The sequence below is a fragment of the Janthinobacterium sp. SUN073 genome, from assembly GCF_030397665.1.
GTDB lineage: Bacteria > Pseudomonadota > Gammaproteobacteria > Burkholderiales > Burkholderiaceae_D > Janthinobacterium.
Genome location: NZ_JAPUBT010000001.1, coordinates 950,500 through 968,067 on the forward strand (window position 1 = coordinate 950,500; position 17,568 = coordinate 968,067).

The window sequence follows — 17,568 nt, forward strand, 5'->3', positions numbered from 1 at the left end:
AGCGTGCGCTAACGCACATAAAAACAGGCTTTTGTGGCGTAGTTGTAAGCAATGGTATCTTGATATTTTTTTAGCATCCCGTTCAGTGCGTGGCAGGCGCCGCTTGATAGCCATCCGTCAAGGTGTGCAGGAAAACGATCACGTCGGCGATCTCCGCTTCGTTCAGGGCGGGTGCCTGGCCCGGCTGGCGGTCGAACGGCGCTGCCACATTCACGTTGGCGTCCAGGCCGGGCGGCAGATCGTCGTACTTGCGCACCTTGCCATTTTTGTCTGTCGGATACCACTTTTGCGGCGCCGTGTCGCGCTGCACGTAAAAACGCAACACCTGCTCCAGGCTGTCAAAGCTGCCATTGTGGAAAAACACCTTGCGCAGGGCGACATTGCGCAGGGACGGCGTCTTGAAGCTGCCGCAATACTCCTTGTGCTGCATCAGGTCGGTGCGGTCCGGGCCGCACAAGCCCAGATCGAAGAAGGCCGGGTCCCCATTCGCTGGCAGCCTGGCATTGCGCGGCACACCGATATTGATCAAGCCGTAATCCGTAAATTGGGGAAAGGCGCCGCCGGAGCTCACCTGGCTGATGTGGCAGGAGGCGCAATTGCCCTTGCGTTCATCGTTGAACAGGGCCAGGCCGCGCGCTTCCTGCGGGCTCAAGACGGCCTGCTTGCGCAGCACGGCGTCGTACTTGCTCGTGTACGGATAGAAATCCAACGGGCTTTCCTGGAACACTTCCAGCGACATCAGCGCCCAGCGCAGCGCCTGGCCCGGCTGCTCGAAGATATCGGCGCCATACGTCTGGCGGAACTGCGCCGCCAGGGGGCCGGCGCGTAATTTGGCGACCACGGCGGCCGCATCGCGGTTGCCCATCTCGCGCGGCGACAACAAGGGCGCGAGCGCCTGTTCGTGGCCGGACTGGGCGCGGCCGTCCCAGTTGCGCCCGCCCGTGGGCCCCGCGTCGACGCTGTCGTCGCCATCGTCGTCGTGGTAGTGCTCGCTGAACGGCGGCGCGTTCTGGATATAGCGCAGCGAGGGCGCAGCGCGCGTGCCCGCATCCTTCAATTCCGGCCCGCCCAGTTGCACCGCCAGCGCGTTCGGCGGACCGTACGCGTGTTGGGGACTGTGGCAACTGGCGCAGGCCAGCTTGCCCGACACGGACAGACTGGGCTCGAAAAACATGGCGCGGCCCATGGCCGTCATTGCCGCCACCGAAGGCTGGCGTTGCAGGGTGGGCGCATACGCGCCCGCGTCTTGTTGCGGCGCGGGCTGGCAGGCGGACAGCAGGCACATGGCGAGCAGCAGGGCAGGTATCGTTTTCATCATGGGCTGGCAGCGTAGCAACGGCATGTGACAACTGCGTGACAAGTCGCTGCAAAACGTCATGTATCAAGTTCGTACATTACGTCATGTAACAGACGCTGACATGTCACGCAGCTGACATATTGCCTGCCTAGCATGCGACGTTTTCCACCCAGAAGGCATGAACATGAAACCGCACGCAAACACTTCTTTACGGCCCCTGCCGTTGCTACTGTCGCTGGGCCTGGCCGCCTGCGGCAGCGACTACGCCGTCACGCCCCACATCACGGGCCAGGTCATCGGCAGCTACTATGAAAACGCCCAGGTATGCCTGGAAAGCGCCACCGCCAAACTGACGTGCGACAGCGGCTCCGCCACCGTGCGCACGGCCGCCGACGGCAGCTACACGCTCGACGGCCAGGGCGCCGTGCTGGTAACCGTCGGCACGGACGCCATCCGCCATGAAGCCATCGGCGACGCGGGCAGCAAGGTCACGCAAAAGCTGCTGCTGCGCGCGCCCGCCGGCCACAGCGCCTTCGTCAGCGCCCTGTCGACGGAGCTGGCGCAAATCATGGACGGCAACGGCGGCGACTTTGCGGCCGCCAGCGGCAAGCTGGCCGCGCGCCTGGGCGTGTCGGAAGCGGGCCTGGCATCGGACTTCAACAAGGCCAGCGGCGACGAGCTGGCGAAACTGAAGGCGGAAAACGCCAGCGTGACGGCCTTGATCGCCAGCGCCAGCACACAGGCGGCACCCGCCGACGCGCTGGCCGCCCTGAACGGCGCCCTGGCGCTGAACAACATCCAGACCATCGTCGTCATCTACGCGGAAAACCGCGGTTTCGACAATCTGTACGGCCTGTTCCCGGGCGCGAATGGCGTGCCGGGCGTCAATCCCACGTCCAGCTCCGCCTACGTGCCGCAGAAAGACTATGACGGCAGCACCCTGCCCGTGCTGCCACCCACCTGGGGCGGCATGACGGCGGCAGGCCAGATCACCGTCATCACCCAGGCGCAATCGGCCAATTTGCCCAACAAACCGTTCCAGATCGACGACGCCGGCAGCCCCCTGTACCTGCCGCAATCGGTCATCACGCGCGACCTGGTGCACCGCTTCTACAACAACCAGATGCAGATCAACGGCGGCGCCAACGACAAGTTCGCCGCGTATTCCGATGCGGGCGGCCTCTCGATGGGCTATTACGACGGCAGCAAGATGCAGCTGTGGGACATCGCCAAACAATATGCGCTGGCCGACAATCTGTTCATCGGCGCCTTCGGCGGCTCCTTCCTCACGCACCAGTATCTGATCTGCGCCTGCGCGCCCACCTATCCGAACGCCGACACCTCGGTGGCCAAGGGATCGATTGCCAAGATCGACGTCGACGCCAACGGTAACTTCGTGCGCCTGACGCCGTCCGCCACGGCGCCGACCAGCGTCCTGAACGGCGCGCCCGCGTATGCCAACGACGGCGCGCTGACGCCGGCCGACAGCACGGGCATGTTCTATGCCGTCAACACCATGCAGCCGCCGTTCCAGCCCAGCAGCAACGCGCCCGCCTCGGGCGACAGCAGCAAGCTGTATGCGGACACGGGCAAGGCCAACACCCTGCCGCCGCAGACGCAGACGAATATCGGCGACCTGCTCTCAGGCAAGAACATCGACTGGGCCTGGTATGCGGGCGCCTGGAAGGATACGACGGCCCTGGCCACGGCCAGCGCACGCGCCGGCAGCTTCCCGAATCCGCCGAACTTCCAGTTCCACCATCAGCCGTTCAATTACTTTGCCAACATGGACCCGGTGAAGGCGCCCGCCTACCGCGCCGCCCACCTGCGCGACTTCGACAGCCAGTTCCTGGCCGACGCCAGCGCCGGCAAGCTGCCGCCCGTGGCCTTCTACAAGCCGCAAGGCAATTTGAACCAGCACGCGGGCTACGCCAGCGTGGCCGCTGGCGACGCGCACATCGCCAGCGTCATCGCCCAACTGAAGAAAAGTCCGCAGTGGAAAAACATGCTGGTCATCGTCACCTACGATGAAAATGGCGGCTTCTACGATCACGCAGCGCCGCCGAAGGGCGACCGCTGGGGTCCGGGCACGCGCGTGCCGGCCATCCTCGTCTCGCCGTACGTGAAAAAGGGATTGGTTGACCATACGCAATACGATTCGGCCTCGATCCTGCGCGCCATCACGCACCGCTTTGGCCTGCCCGTGCTCGACGGCCTGAGCACGCGCGACAAGGCGCTGGTGGCCAACGGCGGCAAGCCGATGGGCGACTTCAGCGCGGCGCTGGCGCTGGTGCCGCAAGAGTAGGGCTGCGTAAAGTGCGCCTGCCCGGTTTGAACGGGGCGGGCGTTTCAGCTGTTGGCGCTATTGGCCGGGGGCGGGGGCGGGGGCGGGGGTTGGGACCGCGTCGAGCAGCGAACGTTCGAGCAATTGCGACAAGGCCGTGCGCAGCGCCTGCGTGCGCGCCGCCAGTTCCGGCCGCTTGTAGCGCTCGGCGGCGATCAGGCTGTTTTCCAGGCAGACGCGGTCGCTTTTCGCCAGGCAAGCGTCGGCCAGGTCGAGCTGGGCGCTGGCCAGCGCCACTTTGACCTTGGCGTCGAGTTCCAGCGTATCGGGATCGTCGCCCCAGCGTTTCACGTGGATGGCCAGGCGCGTGGCGGCCACGTCCGGCTTGCCCGCATCGAGCGCCTGGTTGACGCTGTCTTGCAGCCCCGTCCACGCCTGTGCCCGCTGCTGTTGCTTCTCGCAAGTAGCGGCGGACTTGGTGATGTTCGCCTGCAAGCGTTTGATCTGCGCGGCGGGCGCCCTGGCGCTTTTCAGCACGGCCAGCGCGCTGCGCGCCCCGTCCAGATCGCATTGCGCCGCCAGCGCCGTGGCCGCTTCGACCTGTTCCGCCACGCTGGCCGGCTTGTCTGCCGGCTTGTTATAAAACCAGATACCGGTCAGCACCACGGCTGCCGCGATCCAGGTGCGCAAGCGCACGGGCGGGCGCGGCGGCGGCACCGAACCCTTGATGGCCGGTTTCGCTGGCGGCGCCTTGGCTGGCGCGGGCGCCGCTGCGGCAGCCGGTGGCGGGACAGGCTGGGGAGCGGGAGCGGGCTGAGGCGCGGCCTGCGGTGCAGGAACGGACGGGGCGACGGGCACCGGCGGTGGCATGCGCGGCGGCGGGGGCGGGGTCGGCGCTGCTACTTTCTCGACTACAGGCGCTGCAGCCACCTGGCGCGCGCCGCAAAACGGGCAATGCGCCACGCGCAGCGGCAAGGTCCGGCCGCAAGCGGCATTGATGCAAACTTCATTCACTGTTTCAGACACGTTCCAACCTTTTCCTGGATTTGCTCAGCTGCATTCTGCCGCAATATTACCTTACGCAAGCACGGCAACGGCGCACCGGCGCCGTGCTCCATGGCCTTGATACCGATCAAAAAGCCGCCGCCGCCGCGGCCTAAGCTGGAAACACCGGTCAAGGACAAGGAGAACGCCATGCCAGCCCACCTGATCATCGAAGACGGCCAGCCCTGGTGGTGGGACAGCGCCGATATCTGGGTCGTGCCGGGCAATGATCCGAATGGCCCGCCCGGCGCACCCATCGCCGGCACCAGCAATTACCTGTGGGGGCGCGTGCACAACACGGGCAACAGCGCCTCGAACGGCGTGCGCGTGGACTTTTACTGGGCCGACCCGTCCGGCCAGATCGCCGTCGGCGCCGCCACGCAGATCGGTTCCGCGTTTGCCGACTTGCCGCCCGGCGCCACGCAGGAAGTGCTGTGCCTCGTGCCCTGGGTACCCGTCATCGTCAATGGCGGCCACGAATGCCTGCTGGCCGTGGCCCACGGCGCGGGCGACATCAACCCGCTGCCCGACCCGCTGCCCAACGGTTTTCCCTTCCAGCCCACCTTGCACGAGCAGATCGCCCAGCGCAATGTCACCGTGGTGCTGGCGGCCAGGCGCGCGCAGTTGCTGGCCATCACGGTGGCGGCCCTGCCCCGTGCAGCAAGGAAAGTGGAATTGCACATTGAACATGGCGGCGAACTGCAGGCGCGTTTGCTGGCCACCCTGGGCCTGGAAAAATGGCAGCCGGCCAGGGACGCGCGCCTGATCGCGGGCCTGGCGCGCACGCCCCACTGCAACGGCGATGTGCCCGGCGAGCAAAAGCTGGTGCTGGAAGTGCCGCGCGGCCAGGCGCAGGCCGCGTACCTGAGCCTGCGCGCCGAAGCCTTGCCGCCACGCCAGTATGTGCTGCTGCGCGTGCTGGAGAGTCAGGACGGCAAGGTCATGGGCGGCGTCACGTATCTCGTCACCACTCTGGAGAAAGAGCAGGCGCAAGAACAGCACAGCCCCGAGGAGCAAGCATCATGAGCGACACCCCCATGCAGGTACTGACGCGGCCGTTCGCGATCGAGCCCGTCACCAATATCATGCTGCCCGATGGCATTTTCGACAATGCCATCTATGGCTTGCGCATCGCCGCCCACGTCAGCAACATGTCCAGCAGCGCGCTGACGAATGTCACGGTGTACCTGGAAAGCGTGGGCGCCCCCGGCATCGTGCCCGTGGCGCGCACCTTTTTCTTTGCCAGCATTCCCGCCGGCGCGGCCATGCTGATGATGTGGGACGCCGACTTCCAGCATGCGGCGCCCGGCAAGAGACTCGTCAGCTTTGTCGCCAAGGCCGACGGCTACACGCCGCGCCGCTCGATCCAGCAAATCTTCGTCTCGCAGACGCGCTTTGACAGCGCCACCAATACCTATACCTGCACGGTCGAGGAAGGCACCCTGGAACTGTCCAAGCCGCAAGGCCACCTGCCGGGCAAGCGCTGGGGCAGCACGGGCACGGATGGCAAAGGTGGGGAAAATGCGTGCCGCTGCCCGCCCGGCCTGGGGCCCATCGTGCCGACCGGCATGACGCTCGTCTGGACGCCAAACCCCGCCTACGCGGGCACGCATGGCGAGCTGCCGTTTTCCGACCCGTGGTGGAAGATACTCGCCATCATCATCGCCATCATCGCCGCGCTGGTGGCCATCATTGCCGCCGCGCTCGGCTCCGGCAAGGCCAGTTTCAGCGTGGGTGGCAGCTTCGAGGAAACGGAGCCCGACGTGCATTGCTGCTCGCTGGAAGGGGCCGGCTCGGGCCAGCCCGAATTCACGGTGGCGGGCGTGGCCTCGGCCATCGCCTCGGGCGCCATCGCCGTCGCCTGCTCCGATATCGCCGACCCGTTCTGGCGTGGCCAGGAAGCAACACCACCTGCCGCCAGCGAACTGACCCTGGCCGAACGCGTCGTGGCGCAATGGGTATTGCCGGAAGCGCCGAACGCTGGCCTGCCCTACACGGCCGACATCAGCTGGGAGTATCAACGTTTCACCACGGGCGCCACCTACCAGCATGCGGTGACCGAAACGCAAGTCAACATCCATGTGGCGGGGCCCGTGGAAACGGATACGCCCGCCGTCGTGCAAGCGTATGAACCGTTGTGGATACGCGCCAGCTTCCAGCGCGACAATGGCAATGTCTTCCGCGGTACGGAGCTGTATGCCTTCGTGCTGTTCCAGGCGCCGCAGGGCCTGTATTTCGTCGCATCGCTGACGGACGATGGCCTGGGCTTCGACCCGGGCGCCAACGACGGCGTGTATGCCGGCAGCCTGGACTTGAAACGGGCTTACCGCACCCTGCTGCAATATGATCAACAGGTCTACGGCACCTGGCGCGTGTTTGTCTTCGCCCAAGACGTCAACCTGACCAAGCCGGGCACGCCGCCGGAAATCGCCGCCCAGCACATCGGCGGCATGTTCGTCGCCAGCGCCATCGAAATCACTTTCGACGACACCCTGCCGTGCCCGCTCAAGGCGCAGGCGAATATCGTCGTCGTGTGAGGGGAGAAACCGCAAACGGCCGGGAAAAACGCGCAGGGCCAAGCGCCGGCCCGAAGACAGTACACCAGGACCGAGGGAAAGGCTACAAACTGTGGCCTTTCGTACAGCCGTTCGTCAGCGCGCCAAGAGCGGCTGAGAAAATGCTCAGGGCTAGGCGCCGCCTCGAAGACAGTACGTCAGTACGGCGAGAGGCAGGCAACAACGCCATGGGCGTTTTATCAGCCGCTCTCACACCTTGACAGCGTCAATCTTGGCGATCACCGTGCGCGGAATGATATCCGTTGCCGGGCAAGTCTCCATCGCGTCCGAATACGCGAGCCAGCGCTGCAAGCTTTCCATGCGGCGGATGGTGATGCCCTTGCCATTGATATAGCCGATCTGCTCGAAATTGACGGGGCTGGTGGTCAGCTTCGACACGGTGGGCGCATTGTCGACCAGGCGGTCGTAGGCCTTGCGCGCCTTGTGCTCCCACTTGGCCAGCACGGGGTCGTCAAAGCGGTTGCTTTCAAAATACACGGTGATCGTGCGGTCGTGATTGGCAAAGCCGACGATCGCCGCACCCTTGCGTATGGTCAGCAAGACATCTTCCTTGACGCCCGTGACGGGAACGAATACGGCAGCGCGCCCATCCGTATCTGGCCGCTCCATGGGAATATCTTGTCCGATTATGCTCATCACATCACACTCTTAGTCATCGCCTGTCGGCTTGTTGTCCCTGCATCACTGAAAGCGTGTCACCGTGCGCATGCGCGGCTTTGCCGCTGCGCCGCTCCGCTTCCAGGCTCGCTGCCATACCCTGCCATACCCATTCATACCATTTATCAAATAATACATTGCCATAAAGCACTACACAAGATAATCAGGGGCGCGGCAGCCACAGGTTCTCCTCCGGATGGGGAATGGTGTGCCCTGCTGCAATCACCTCAAGCAGCAATCACCTTATAATGCTGCGATTCCTTCACGCCAGACACCTTCGCACCATGACGCTTCCCGAGAATGACACCAGCCGGCTCGACGCCATCAGCGCCGCCGCCACCGAAGTGGCCGCGCAAAACGTGGCCGACCTGCTGGCCATGGCCATCTGTCACCGCCCGGACGAACCGGCCCTGATTGTCTGCGACAAGCGCAGCTGGCTCAACGTGGTACTGACGGAAGCGTATCGCCAGGCCTTGCCGGACGCGGGCTTCATCGATTTCGACGAGGTCACGCCCGACGCCGTGCTGGCCGCGTTTGCCGACCTGCCCGCCGGCAGCCTCGTCGTGCTGATCCAGTCGACCAGCTTCCGCCTGGAAGCGTTCCGCATCCGCATCGAGCTGTTCAAGCGGGGCCTGAAAGTGATCGAACACGTGCATCTGTCGCGCATGCCCGGCGTGCAGGGGCTGCACTACATCGCTTCGCTGGCCTACGACCCCGCCTATTATCGCGGCGTGGGCCATGCACTGAAAGCACGCATCGACCGCGCCCGCCACGGCATGGTCGACAGCGGCGGCGAGCAGCTGGTCTTCGCATCCCCGTTCGAATCGGCCAAACTCAATATCGGCGATTACGCGGGGATGAACAATATCGGCGGCCAGTTCCCCCTGGGCGAAGTGTTTACGGAAGCGCAGGACCTGGAAGCGGTGAACGGGCGCGTGCGCATCTTCGTCTTCGGCGACACACAGTTCATGGTCAACCGCCCCGACACGCCGATCACCCTGATCATCGACAAGGGCCGCGTGACGGGCACGGAGCACGCCACGCCGGAATTTCTGGCCATGCTGGAGATCATCCGCGCGCATGAGGGCGAAGTGTGGGTACGCGAACTGGGCTTCGGCATGAACCGCGCCTTTTCGCGCGAACAGCTGGTCAACGACATCGGCACGTATGAACGCATGTGCGGCATCCATCTGTCGCTGGGCGCCAAGCACGGCGTATATACAAAACCCCAGTTCAAGCGCAAGGATGCGCGCTACCACGTCGATATCTTCGCCGTCACCAAGGCTGTCTACCTCGACGACGAAAGAGTGTACGCGGACGGCGCGTGGACGCTGGAACCCGTCACCTTCAACTAAAAAATCCGGCCGCTGCCAGCTCGCGGTCCCATGGTGGCACGGGCTGGTACTCGGCCACCAGGAAATCGATCAGCGCGCGCACCTTCGGCGAAGGCTGGCGGCTGGCCGGATACAGCGCGCTCAAGTGGTTCAACGGCAGGTCCCAGCCAGACAGCACGGAAACAAGGCTGCCGTCGAGCAGCTTGCGCCAGGCGAGGAAGGTGGTGCTGTAGACGATGCCGAGTCCCCGCTGCGCCGCCTGCTGCAGCACCAGGCCATTGTTCGCAGTAAAACCCGCCTGCACGCGCACGCCCACTTCCTCTCGCTGTTCTCCCTCTCCCCGCTGGAAATGCCAGTGCGTGCCATCGGTCAGGTGGCTGAAATGCAGGCACTGGTGCTTCAATAAATCTTGCGGCGTCTGCGGCACGCCCCATTGCGCCAGATAGGCGGGGCTGGCGCACAGCACGGCGCGGCAGGGCGCCAGCGGGCGCATGGCCAGCGCGCTGCTGTCCGGGATGCCGCCCACGCGGATGGTCAAGTCAAAGCCGTGGCGTATCGGGTCGAGCAGGGCATCGTCGACAAACAACTCGGCCCGCACCTGCGGGTGCAGCAAACTGAAACGGGCGACGGCATCGGCCAGCCACGCGCTGCCAAAACTCGATGGCGCCTGGATGCGCAGCGGCCCGGCCAGCGCCGCCCCCGCTCCCGTCTGCGCCACGTGCGCCACCATGCGCGCCGCTTCCTGCGCCTGGCTGACGGTGGCCATGCACGGCGCCAGGTAGGCGCGGCCCGCGTCCGTCAGACTCACTTCGCGCGTGGAGCGGTGCAGCAGGCGCGCATGCAGGCGTTCTTCCAGCTGCATGATGGTCTTGCTGACCATGGCCCGCGTCAGGCCCAGGCGCTGTCCCGCCACGGTGAAGCTGCGCTGGCGCGCCACTTCGACAAAGATTTCCATCGCTTTTAGTTGATCCATGTCAAAGATTGTCTGCGTTTTGGCGACAATCTGTCAACCGCTGGGCGATTGTTTGCCGCCCTCGCCCATCCTACAATGGCGCTTTCCATAGACCTTCCGGAGCCGCCGCCATGCTGACTAAATCGCAACAAGAACAATACCAACGCGACGGCTATATCATCCTGCCCGATTTCAAGGGAGCGGACGAAATCGCCCTTCTACGCGCGCGCGCCGAACAGATTGTCAACGAATTCGATCCCAGCCAGAGTCAATCGATCTTCACCACGCGCGACCAGGCGAAGAACACCAACGATTATTTTCTCGCCTCCGACAACACCATCCGCTGCTTCTTCGAGGAAGAGGCGTTCGGCGCGGACGGCCAGCTGAAACAGGCCAAGTCCCTGTCGATCAACAAGATCGGCCACGCCATGCATGACCTGGACCCCGTCTTCCGCGCCTTTTCGGCCGACCCTAAACTGGCCGAGGTGGCGCGCGACCTGGGCCTGGCGGACGCGCAGGTCTGGCAATCGATGTACATTTTCAAACAGCCCGGCATCGGCGGCGAAGTGCGCTGGCACCAGGACGCCACCTACTTCGAAACCACGCCAGTCAGCGTGACCACGTTCTGGTTCGCGCTGGAAGACGCGACCCTGGACAACGGCTGCCTGTGGGCCGAACCGGGCGGCCACCGCGGTCCCCTGCGCGAACGCTTCATCCGCAACGGCGACGCCGTGCGCGTGGAAAAGCTCGACGCCATGCCCTGGCCCGACGACAGCACGGCCGTGCCGCTGGAAGTCAAGGCCGGTGCCCTCGTCTGCTTCCACGGCTTGCTGCCCCATTACAGCGCGCCAAACCGCTCGCCCGTCTCGCGCCACGCCTACACCTTGCACGCCACCGATGGCCAGACGGAATACGCGGCGCACAACTGGATCCAGCGCGACGCGGCGTTCCCCGTGCGGGGCTTCGTCTGATGCGCATCGACGTCTTCGCCGCCCACTGGGGCAATAACGAGCTGGCGCCCGAGGTCTTCATCGACAAGGTTCTGGCAGCCGGCTTCGACGGCATCGAGATGTCGCTGCCGCTGGACGCCGCCCTGCGCGAGGAATGGACGGACCGCATCGCGCAAGCAGGCCTGCAACTGATCGCCGCGCAGTGGGAAACCGTCTTCCACAGCGACTTCGAGCTGCACCGCGCCGCCCTGGCGGAACTGCTGGAGAATGCCTGCCTGGCGCGCCCCGTGCTGGTCAACACGCACACGGGCAAGGATTACTACAGCCAGGTGCAAAACGGGGAATTGATTGACCTGGCCGCAGCCATCTCGGCCCGGCACGGCGTGCCCATCGTGCATGAGCTCCACCGCAGCCGTTTCAGCGGCCACCCGATGCTGCTGTTGCCCTACCTGGCGCAGTATCCGGACCTGCCATTGACGGCCGACCTGTCGCACTGGTGCTGCGCCTGCGAATCGCTGCTGGAAGACCAGCCGCAGACCCTGGCGCAGGTGCTGCCGCTGGTGCGCCATGTGCACGCGCGCGTGGGCCACGCACAGGGGCCGCAGGTGGCCGACTTCCGCGCGCCGGAAGCGAAGGGGGCGCTCGACGCCCACCTGGCGTGGTGGGATGCCATCGTCGCCCTGCGCCGCGCGGCCGGCGCCGAGCGCATGACGTTCACGCCGGAATTCGGCCCTGCGCCCTACCTGCAAACGCTGCCGTACACGCAGCAGCCCGTGAGCGATGCCTGGGAACAGAATGTGGCCATGCTCGCCCTGCTGCGCGCGCGCTACGCCGGGTAGGCGCCGCGCATTGCAATTAAATAGCGCGCTATATATACTGTGCCCATGGATACCACCACCGCCCCCAATCCCCTGCACCAGGTGCCGCGCCTGGACAGCCAGCTGTGCTTTGCGCTGTACTCGACCTCACTCGCCATGAACAAGCTGTACCGCAAGCTGCTGCGCAAGCTCGGTCTCACGTATTCGCAATACCTGGTGATGATGGTGCTGTGGGAGCGCGATGGCTTGACGGTGTCGGAAGTGGGCGAGCGCCTGTTCCTCGACTCGGCCACCCTGACGCCCTTGCTCAAACGCATGGAGCAGGCCAGCTTGCTGAACCGCGCGCGGGCCGCCAGCGACGAGCGCCAGGTCATCATTTCCCTCACGCAACAAGGCGACCAGTTGCGCCACGAGGCGGCCCTGCTGCCCGAAGCCATCCTGACGGCCAGCCATTGCAGCGTGGAGCAAGTTGTGGACATGAAACAACAACTGAACCAGTTACGCGACAGCCTGATGAAAAGTGAATAAAAGCGCCGCTTTTCCGAGCAAAATCAGGCAAAGCATCGCCCTGACAGCGCCAGGCAAAAGCTGGCGCACAATCCGCCTTTCTTTATTACAAATCGATACAAGGAAGACCCCACCCTGCGTATAGAATAGTTGCCACTATTTCCTTACAACAACATCAGGGTGACCATGCGCATACCTTTCGGCTCCGTAGCCTCGTTGGCTTTGTGTTTTACCGTGTCGGCTTTCGCTGCCGAACCATTCGACGACAAGTTCCGCCAGCTTGAAGAAGTGCTGCCCACCCCGAATACCTACCGCACCGCCTCCGGCGCGCCAGGCCACGCCTACTGGCAGCAGCGCGCCGACTACACCATCCGCGCCACCCTGGATGAAGCCAAACGCGAAATCGCCGGCAGCGGCAGCATCACCTACCACAACCAGTCGCCCGACACCCTCGGCTACCTGTGGGTGCAGCTGGACCAGAACATCTACCAGCCCGATTCCGACGCGCGCCGCATGACCACGGCGCCCTCGCGCCAGGCGTGGGCCAAAACGGCGGGCGACGAGACGATGAAGTTCGAAGGCTTGCGCGGCATCCTCGCACGCGGCGACTTCCAGGGCGGCTTCCATATCCGCGCGTTAAAAGGCGCGGATGGCCAGCCTTTGAAATATATTGTGAACCGCACCATGATGCGCATCGACTTGCCGCAGCCTTTGAAACCAGGACAGGACTTCGTCTTCCAGATCGACTGGGATTACCGCATCAATGAACAGAAGGTGCTGGGCGGGCGCGCCGGCTATGAAGTTTTTGACGACAAGAACGCCCTGTTCGAAGTGGCGCAGTGGTTTCCGCGCATGGCGGCCTACTACGACGCGGCCGGCTGGCAGCACAAGCAGTTCCTCGGCTCGGGCGAATTCACGCTGGAATTTGGCGACTACGACGTGCAGCTGACGGTGCCCGCCGACCATATCGTCGCCGCCACGGGCGAACTGCAAAATCCGCAGGATGTGCTGTCTTCCGCGCAGCGCGAGCGCCTGGAAAAGGCCCGCGGCAGCGACAAGCCCGTCGTCATCGTCACGCAAAAAGAGGCGGAGGCGGCCGAAAAATCCGTCAGCCGCGCGCAAAAAACGTGGCACTTCAAGGCGGCCAACGTGCGCGACTTCGCCTGGGCCTCGAGCCGCAAGTTCATCTGGGATGCACAGGGTTACAAGAAGGGCGGCAGCGACGTGATGGCCATGTCCTACTATCCGAAAGAAGGCAATCCGCTGTGGGAAAAATACAGCACGCAAGCCATCGTGCACACGATCGAACAGTACAACAAGTACAGCATAGACTACCCGTACCCGACGGCCATTTCCGTCAACGGCCCCGTGGGCGGCATGGAGTATCCGATGATCTCGTTCAACGGCCCGCGCCCCGTGAAGGACAAGAAGACGGGCGAGCTGACCTATTCGAAGCGCACGAAATATGGCCTGATCGGCGTGATCATCCACGAAGTGGGGCATAACTACTATCCGATGATCATCAACTCGGACGAGCGTCAGTGGACCTGGATGGACGAAGGCCTCAACACCTTCGTGCAATACCTGGCGCAGCAGGCGTGGGAAGAAAACTATCCGGCCTCGCGCGGCGAGCCGCGTGAAATCGTCGACTACATGCGTAGCCGCGACCAGGTGCCCATCATGACGAACTCCGAATCGCTGCTGCAGTTCGGTAACAACGCCTATGCCAAGCCGGCGGCGGGCCTGAACATCCTGCGCGAAACCATCCTCGGACGCGAACTGTTCGACTACGCGTTCAAGGAATATGCGCAGCGCTGGAAGTTCAAGCGTCCCACGCCGGCCGACTTTTTCCGCACCATGGAAGACGCCTCCGGCACGGACCTGGACTGGTTCTGGCGCGGCTGGTTTTATACCACCGATCCGGTCGACATCAGCATCGACGGCATCAGCGAATACGGCGTGAGTTCAAAGGATCCGGCAACGGAAAAAGCCTGGAAAAAGGCGCAGAAGGACGCCCAGCCGGAATCGGTGACGAGCCGCGCCAACAAGGGCATGCCGCGCCGCGTCGATGCGCATCCGGAGCTGAAGGATTTCTACAACCAGCACGACGATTTCACGGTGACCAACAAGGACCGCAACGCCTACGCCGAAGCGCTGGCCGCCCTGGAACCGTGGGAAAAGGACTTGCTGAAACAGGGCAAGCACCTGTACCTGGTCGACCTGTCGAACCTGGGCGGCATGGTCATGCCCCTGATCCTGGAAATCGAACTGAAAAGCGGCAAAAAATACGTCGAGCGCGTGCCGGCCGAAGTGTGGCGCTACTCGCCGAAGAAAATCACCAAGGTCGTCATCACCGATGAACCGATGGTGGGCCTGGTGCAGGACCCGTACTGGGAAACGGCCGACATCGACAGCAGCAACAATAGCTGGCCGAGAAAGATCACGCCATCGCGCCTGGAACTGTTCAAGAGCGAAAAATCGCCCAAGGATAACCTGATGCGCGACTTTCATACGCCGTTGAAAGGCAGCGGCTCGGCCAAGGGCGACGAGGCGTGAAGCGCTGGCGCCTTCTCGCGGCAAGCCTGCTGGCCTGCGCCAGCATGGCCGCTGGCGCGCACAATTTCCATATGGGTATCGCCGACATCAGCTACAACGCGGCCAGCGGCAGCACGGAAGTGGTGCACACCTACACGGGCCACGACGTCGAGGCGCTGCTGACGAACCTGTACCAGCGCCAGTTCGACCTGGGCCAGGAAGACAGCGAAGCGGCCCTGCGCCGCTATGTGGAAAAACAGTTTTATCTCGTGGCGCCGGACGGCAAGCGATTGCGCCTGAACTGGGTCGGCATGAAGGTCAATGCCGACAATGTGGTGATTTTCCAGGAAATCGAACGCACGCGCCTGGCACCCGCCACGCGCATCCACAACCAGTTGCTGATCGATTTCCTGCCCAGCCAGCGCAATACCCTCAATGTGCAGGACAGCGGCACCATCCAGACGCTGATTTTCGACCGCAAGAATACGGAACTGCCGATCCGCCAAGTCCCACGATACCCATGACGCCACGCTCTCTTCCCCTCTTCCTCGCCGCCCTGTTTGCAGCAACCGCCGCCCACGCCGACGACATTTTCCAGCGCGTGCTGGTCGACGGATCGCGCCTGAACCAGCTCGGCGTGGCCGATTCGGCCAACGCGGGCAGCGTCACGCAACAGCAGCTCGACGCGCGCACCAGCTACCGGCCCGGCGAATTGCTCGAAGCCGTGCCGGGGCTGATCGTCAGCCAGCATAGCGGCGAAGGCAAGGCCAACCAGTTCTACCTGCGCGGCTTCAACCTCGATCACGGCACGGACTTGCGCACCAGCGTCGACGAGATGCCAGTCAACCAGCGCAGCCATGGCCACGGCCAGGGCTGGACGGACCTGAATTTCCTGATCCCCGAACTGGCCATGCGCCTCGATTACAAAAAGGGCCCGTATGCGGCGGCGCAAGGCGATTTTTCCTCGGCCGGCGCGGCGTCCATCGTCTATGCGAACCGCCTGACGCAAGGCATCGCCAGTGCGGGCATCGGGCAAAACGGCTTTCGCCGCGCCCTGCTGGCCGATTCGTTTGACGCGGGCGACGGCAGCCTGCTGTACGCGCTCGAAGCGCAGCAGAACGATGGTCCGTTCACGCAGCCGGACCGCTACCGCAAGCTCAATGGCGTGCTGCGCTACAGTCAAGGCTATGCCAACAACGGTTTCAACGTCACGGCCATGGCGTACGACGCCAGCTGGAATGCCACCGACCAGATTCCGCTGCGCGCCGTGCGGGACGGTAGCTTGGGCCGCTTCGACGCCATCGATGCCAGCGACGGCGGCAAGGCGCAGCGCTACAGCCTGTCGGGCGCCTGGCGCCAGACGACGGACGACGTGTCGTCCAGGGTCAGTGCGTATGTGATCGCCAACCGCCTGGCCCTGTTCTCGAATTTTACGTATGCGCTGGACGACCCCGATAACGGCGACCAGTTCGCCCAGCCCGACCGGCGCGTGACGTCCGGCCTCGACGCCAGCCATACCTGGCACCGCCACACGGACAGGGGCAGCAGCGACACCACCATCGGTCTGCAGCTACAGAACGACAATATCCACAATGGCCTGTACCACACGCGCCAGCGCCAGATCGTGTCGACCACGCGGCAAGACCATATCGTCGAAACCAGCATCGGCGTGTATGGCGAAAACAGCACGCGCTGGTCGCGGTCGCTGCGCACAGTGGCCGGCCTGCGCGCGGACGCCTACCGCTTCGACGTGCGCAGCGACCGCGCCGCCAATTCGGGCCAGGCCAGCGACCATTTGTTCAGCCCCAGCCTGAGCGTGATCGCCGGTCCGTGGCGCGAGACGGAAGCGTATCTCAACATCGGCAATGGCTTTCACAGCAACGACGCGCGCGGTACGACGATCACGGTCGACCCGAAGACGGGCGAGGCGGCCCCCCTGGTGCGCTCGCGGGGGCTGGAACTGGGCTTGCGCAGCGCCGCCATCGCCGGCCTGCAAACGTCGCTGTCGCTGTACCGCCTGGACTTCGATTCCGAGCTGCTGTTCATCGGCGACGCCGGTGCCACCGAAGCGGGCCGCCCCAGCCGCCGCTATGGCATCGAGTTTTCCAGCTACTACAAGGCGGCCAGCTGGCTGTCGCTGGACCTGGACCTGGCCTATGCGCGGGCACGCTCGCGCGGCAGCGACCCGGCGGGCGACTTCATCCCCGGCGCCATCGAAGGCGTGGCCCAGCTGGCCATGACGCTGACGCCGCGCGGGCCATGGTCGGGCTCTTTGCGCCTGCGCTACTTCGGCCCGCGCCCCCTGATGGAAGACAACAGCGTGCGCTCGTCGGCCAGCGTGGGCTTGAACGGGCGCCTCGCCTACCAGATCGACAAGACCTTGCGCGTGGAGGTCGAAGGCTACAACCTGGCCAACCGGCGCGACTCGGCCATCGATTACTACTATGCCTCGCGCCTGCCCGGCGAGGCGCAGCCGGTCGACGATATCCACTTCCATCCGGTGGAATCGCGCTCGCTGCGCCTGACCCTGGTAAAGAATTTTTAACGCAACAAGCATAATTCCTGGCGGACGTAACACAAGAGTCGCCGCGAAGTCGTAGAATGCCAGGCTGGA

General features: G+C 64.2%; 15 protein-coding genes. 10 read left to right on the forward strand and 5 right to left on the reverse strand.

Going from position 1 to position 17,568, the window contains the following annotated elements; translation table 11 throughout:
• Positions 1-82: 82 nt before the first annotated feature.
• On the reverse strand, positions 83-1,315 hold the full coding sequence (locus O0882_RS04385) for a cytochrome c peroxidase (RefSeq protein ID WP_289946829.1): 1,233 nt from the start codon (positions 1,313-1,315) through the stop codon (positions 83-85).
• Between the two features lie 166 nt (positions 1,316-1,481).
• Here O0882_RS04385 and acpA point away from each other — a divergent pair, with 166 nt between their 5' ends.
• Entirely contained in the window at positions 1,482-3,602 is a 2,121-nt protein-coding gene (gene acpA, locus O0882_RS04390; protein ID WP_289945637.1) for an acid phosphatase, read from the forward strand.
• 57 nt (positions 3,603-3,659) lie between these two features.
• Here acpA and O0882_RS04395 read toward each other — a convergent pair whose 3' ends face one another.
• Both O0882_RS04395 and O0882_RS04400 read right to left on the reverse strand, forming a co-directional pair.
• Positions 3,660-4,607, reverse strand: coding sequence for a hypothetical protein (locus tag O0882_RS04395; RefSeq protein ID WP_289945639.1), 948 nt, complete (start codon positions 4,605-4,607; stop codon positions 3,660-3,662).
• Positions 4,592-4,777, reverse strand: coding sequence for a hypothetical protein (locus O0882_RS04400; RefSeq protein WP_289945642.1), 186 nt, complete (start codon positions 4,775-4,777; stop codon positions 4,592-4,594). Before O0882_RS04400 ends, O0882_RS04395 begins: the two co-directional genes overlap by 16 nt.
• Here O0882_RS04400 and O0882_RS04405 point away from each other — a divergent pair.
• Positions 4,776-5,651, forward strand: coding sequence for a hypothetical protein (locus tag O0882_RS04405; RefSeq protein ID WP_289945645.1), 876 nt, complete (start codon positions 4,776-4,778; stop codon positions 5,649-5,651). The genes O0882_RS04400 and O0882_RS04405 overlap by 2 nt on opposite strands.
• Complete coding sequence (locus O0882_RS04410; protein ID WP_289945646.1) at positions 5,648-7,162, forward strand: hypothetical protein; 1,515 nt, start codon at positions 5,648-5,650, stop codon at positions 7,160-7,162. Before O0882_RS04405 ends, O0882_RS04410 begins: the two co-directional genes overlap by 4 nt.
• 228 nt (positions 7,163-7,390) lie before the next feature.
• Here the strand turns inward: O0882_RS04410 and O0882_RS04415 are convergent, their stop codons facing one another.
• Positions 7,391-7,810, reverse strand: a complete 420-nt coding sequence (locus O0882_RS04415) for a hypothetical protein (RefSeq protein WP_289945647.1) — start codon at positions 7,808-7,810, stop codon at positions 7,391-7,393.
• Positions 7,811-8,142: 332 nt separating this feature from the next.
• Between O0882_RS04415 and O0882_RS04420 the strand changes: the two genes are divergently transcribed.
• Positions 8,143-9,213, forward strand: a complete 1,071-nt coding sequence (locus tag O0882_RS04420; protein WP_289945649.1) for a hypothetical protein — start codon at positions 8,143-8,145, stop codon at positions 9,211-9,213.
• Here O0882_RS04420 and O0882_RS04425 read toward each other — a convergent pair.
• The gene (locus O0882_RS04425) at positions 9,206-10,165 is read right to left on the reverse strand and encodes a LysR family transcriptional regulator (protein WP_289945651.1); all 960 of its coding nucleotides are present in this window, start codon (positions 10,163-10,165) and stop codon (positions 9,206-9,208) included. The two genes, O0882_RS04420 and O0882_RS04425, sit on opposite strands and share 8 nt — an antisense overlap.
• A 110-nt stretch (positions 10,166-10,275) precedes the next feature.
• On the opposite strand from O0882_RS04425, the gene O0882_RS04430 reads away from it, so the two are divergent.
• From O0882_RS04430 to O0882_RS04455, 6 genes are all read left to right on the forward strand, one after another.
• Positions 10,276-11,115, forward strand: coding sequence for a phytanoyl-CoA dioxygenase family protein (locus tag O0882_RS04430; protein ID WP_289945653.1), 840 nt, complete (start codon positions 10,276-10,278; stop codon positions 11,113-11,115).
• Positions 11,115-11,933, forward strand: a complete 819-nt coding sequence (locus tag O0882_RS04435) for a sugar phosphate isomerase/epimerase (RefSeq protein WP_289945655.1) — start codon at positions 11,115-11,117, stop codon at positions 11,931-11,933. The genes O0882_RS04430 and O0882_RS04435 overlap by 1 nt, the downstream gene beginning before the upstream one ends.
• A gap of 45 nt (positions 11,934-11,978) precedes the next feature.
• A complete protein-coding gene (locus O0882_RS04440; RefSeq protein WP_289945657.1) occupies positions 11,979-12,440 on the forward strand; it encodes a MarR family transcriptional regulator in 462 nt (153 codons plus the stop codon).
• Positions 12,441-12,605: 165 nt separating this feature from the next.
• A complete protein-coding gene (locus tag O0882_RS04445; RefSeq protein WP_289945659.1) occupies positions 12,606-14,975 on the forward strand; it encodes a M1 family metallopeptidase in 2,370 nt (789 codons plus the stop codon).
• Entirely contained in the window at positions 14,972-15,478 is a 507-nt protein-coding gene (locus tag O0882_RS04450) for a DUF6702 family protein (protein WP_289945660.1), read from the forward strand. Before O0882_RS04445 ends, O0882_RS04450 begins: the two co-directional genes overlap by 4 nt.
• Entirely contained in the window at positions 15,475-17,499 is a 2,025-nt protein-coding gene (locus O0882_RS04455; protein WP_289945663.1) for a TonB-dependent receptor, read from the forward strand. The genes O0882_RS04450 and O0882_RS04455 overlap by 4 nt, the downstream gene beginning before the upstream one ends.
• The last annotated feature ends 69 nt before the right edge of the window (positions 17,500-17,568 follow it).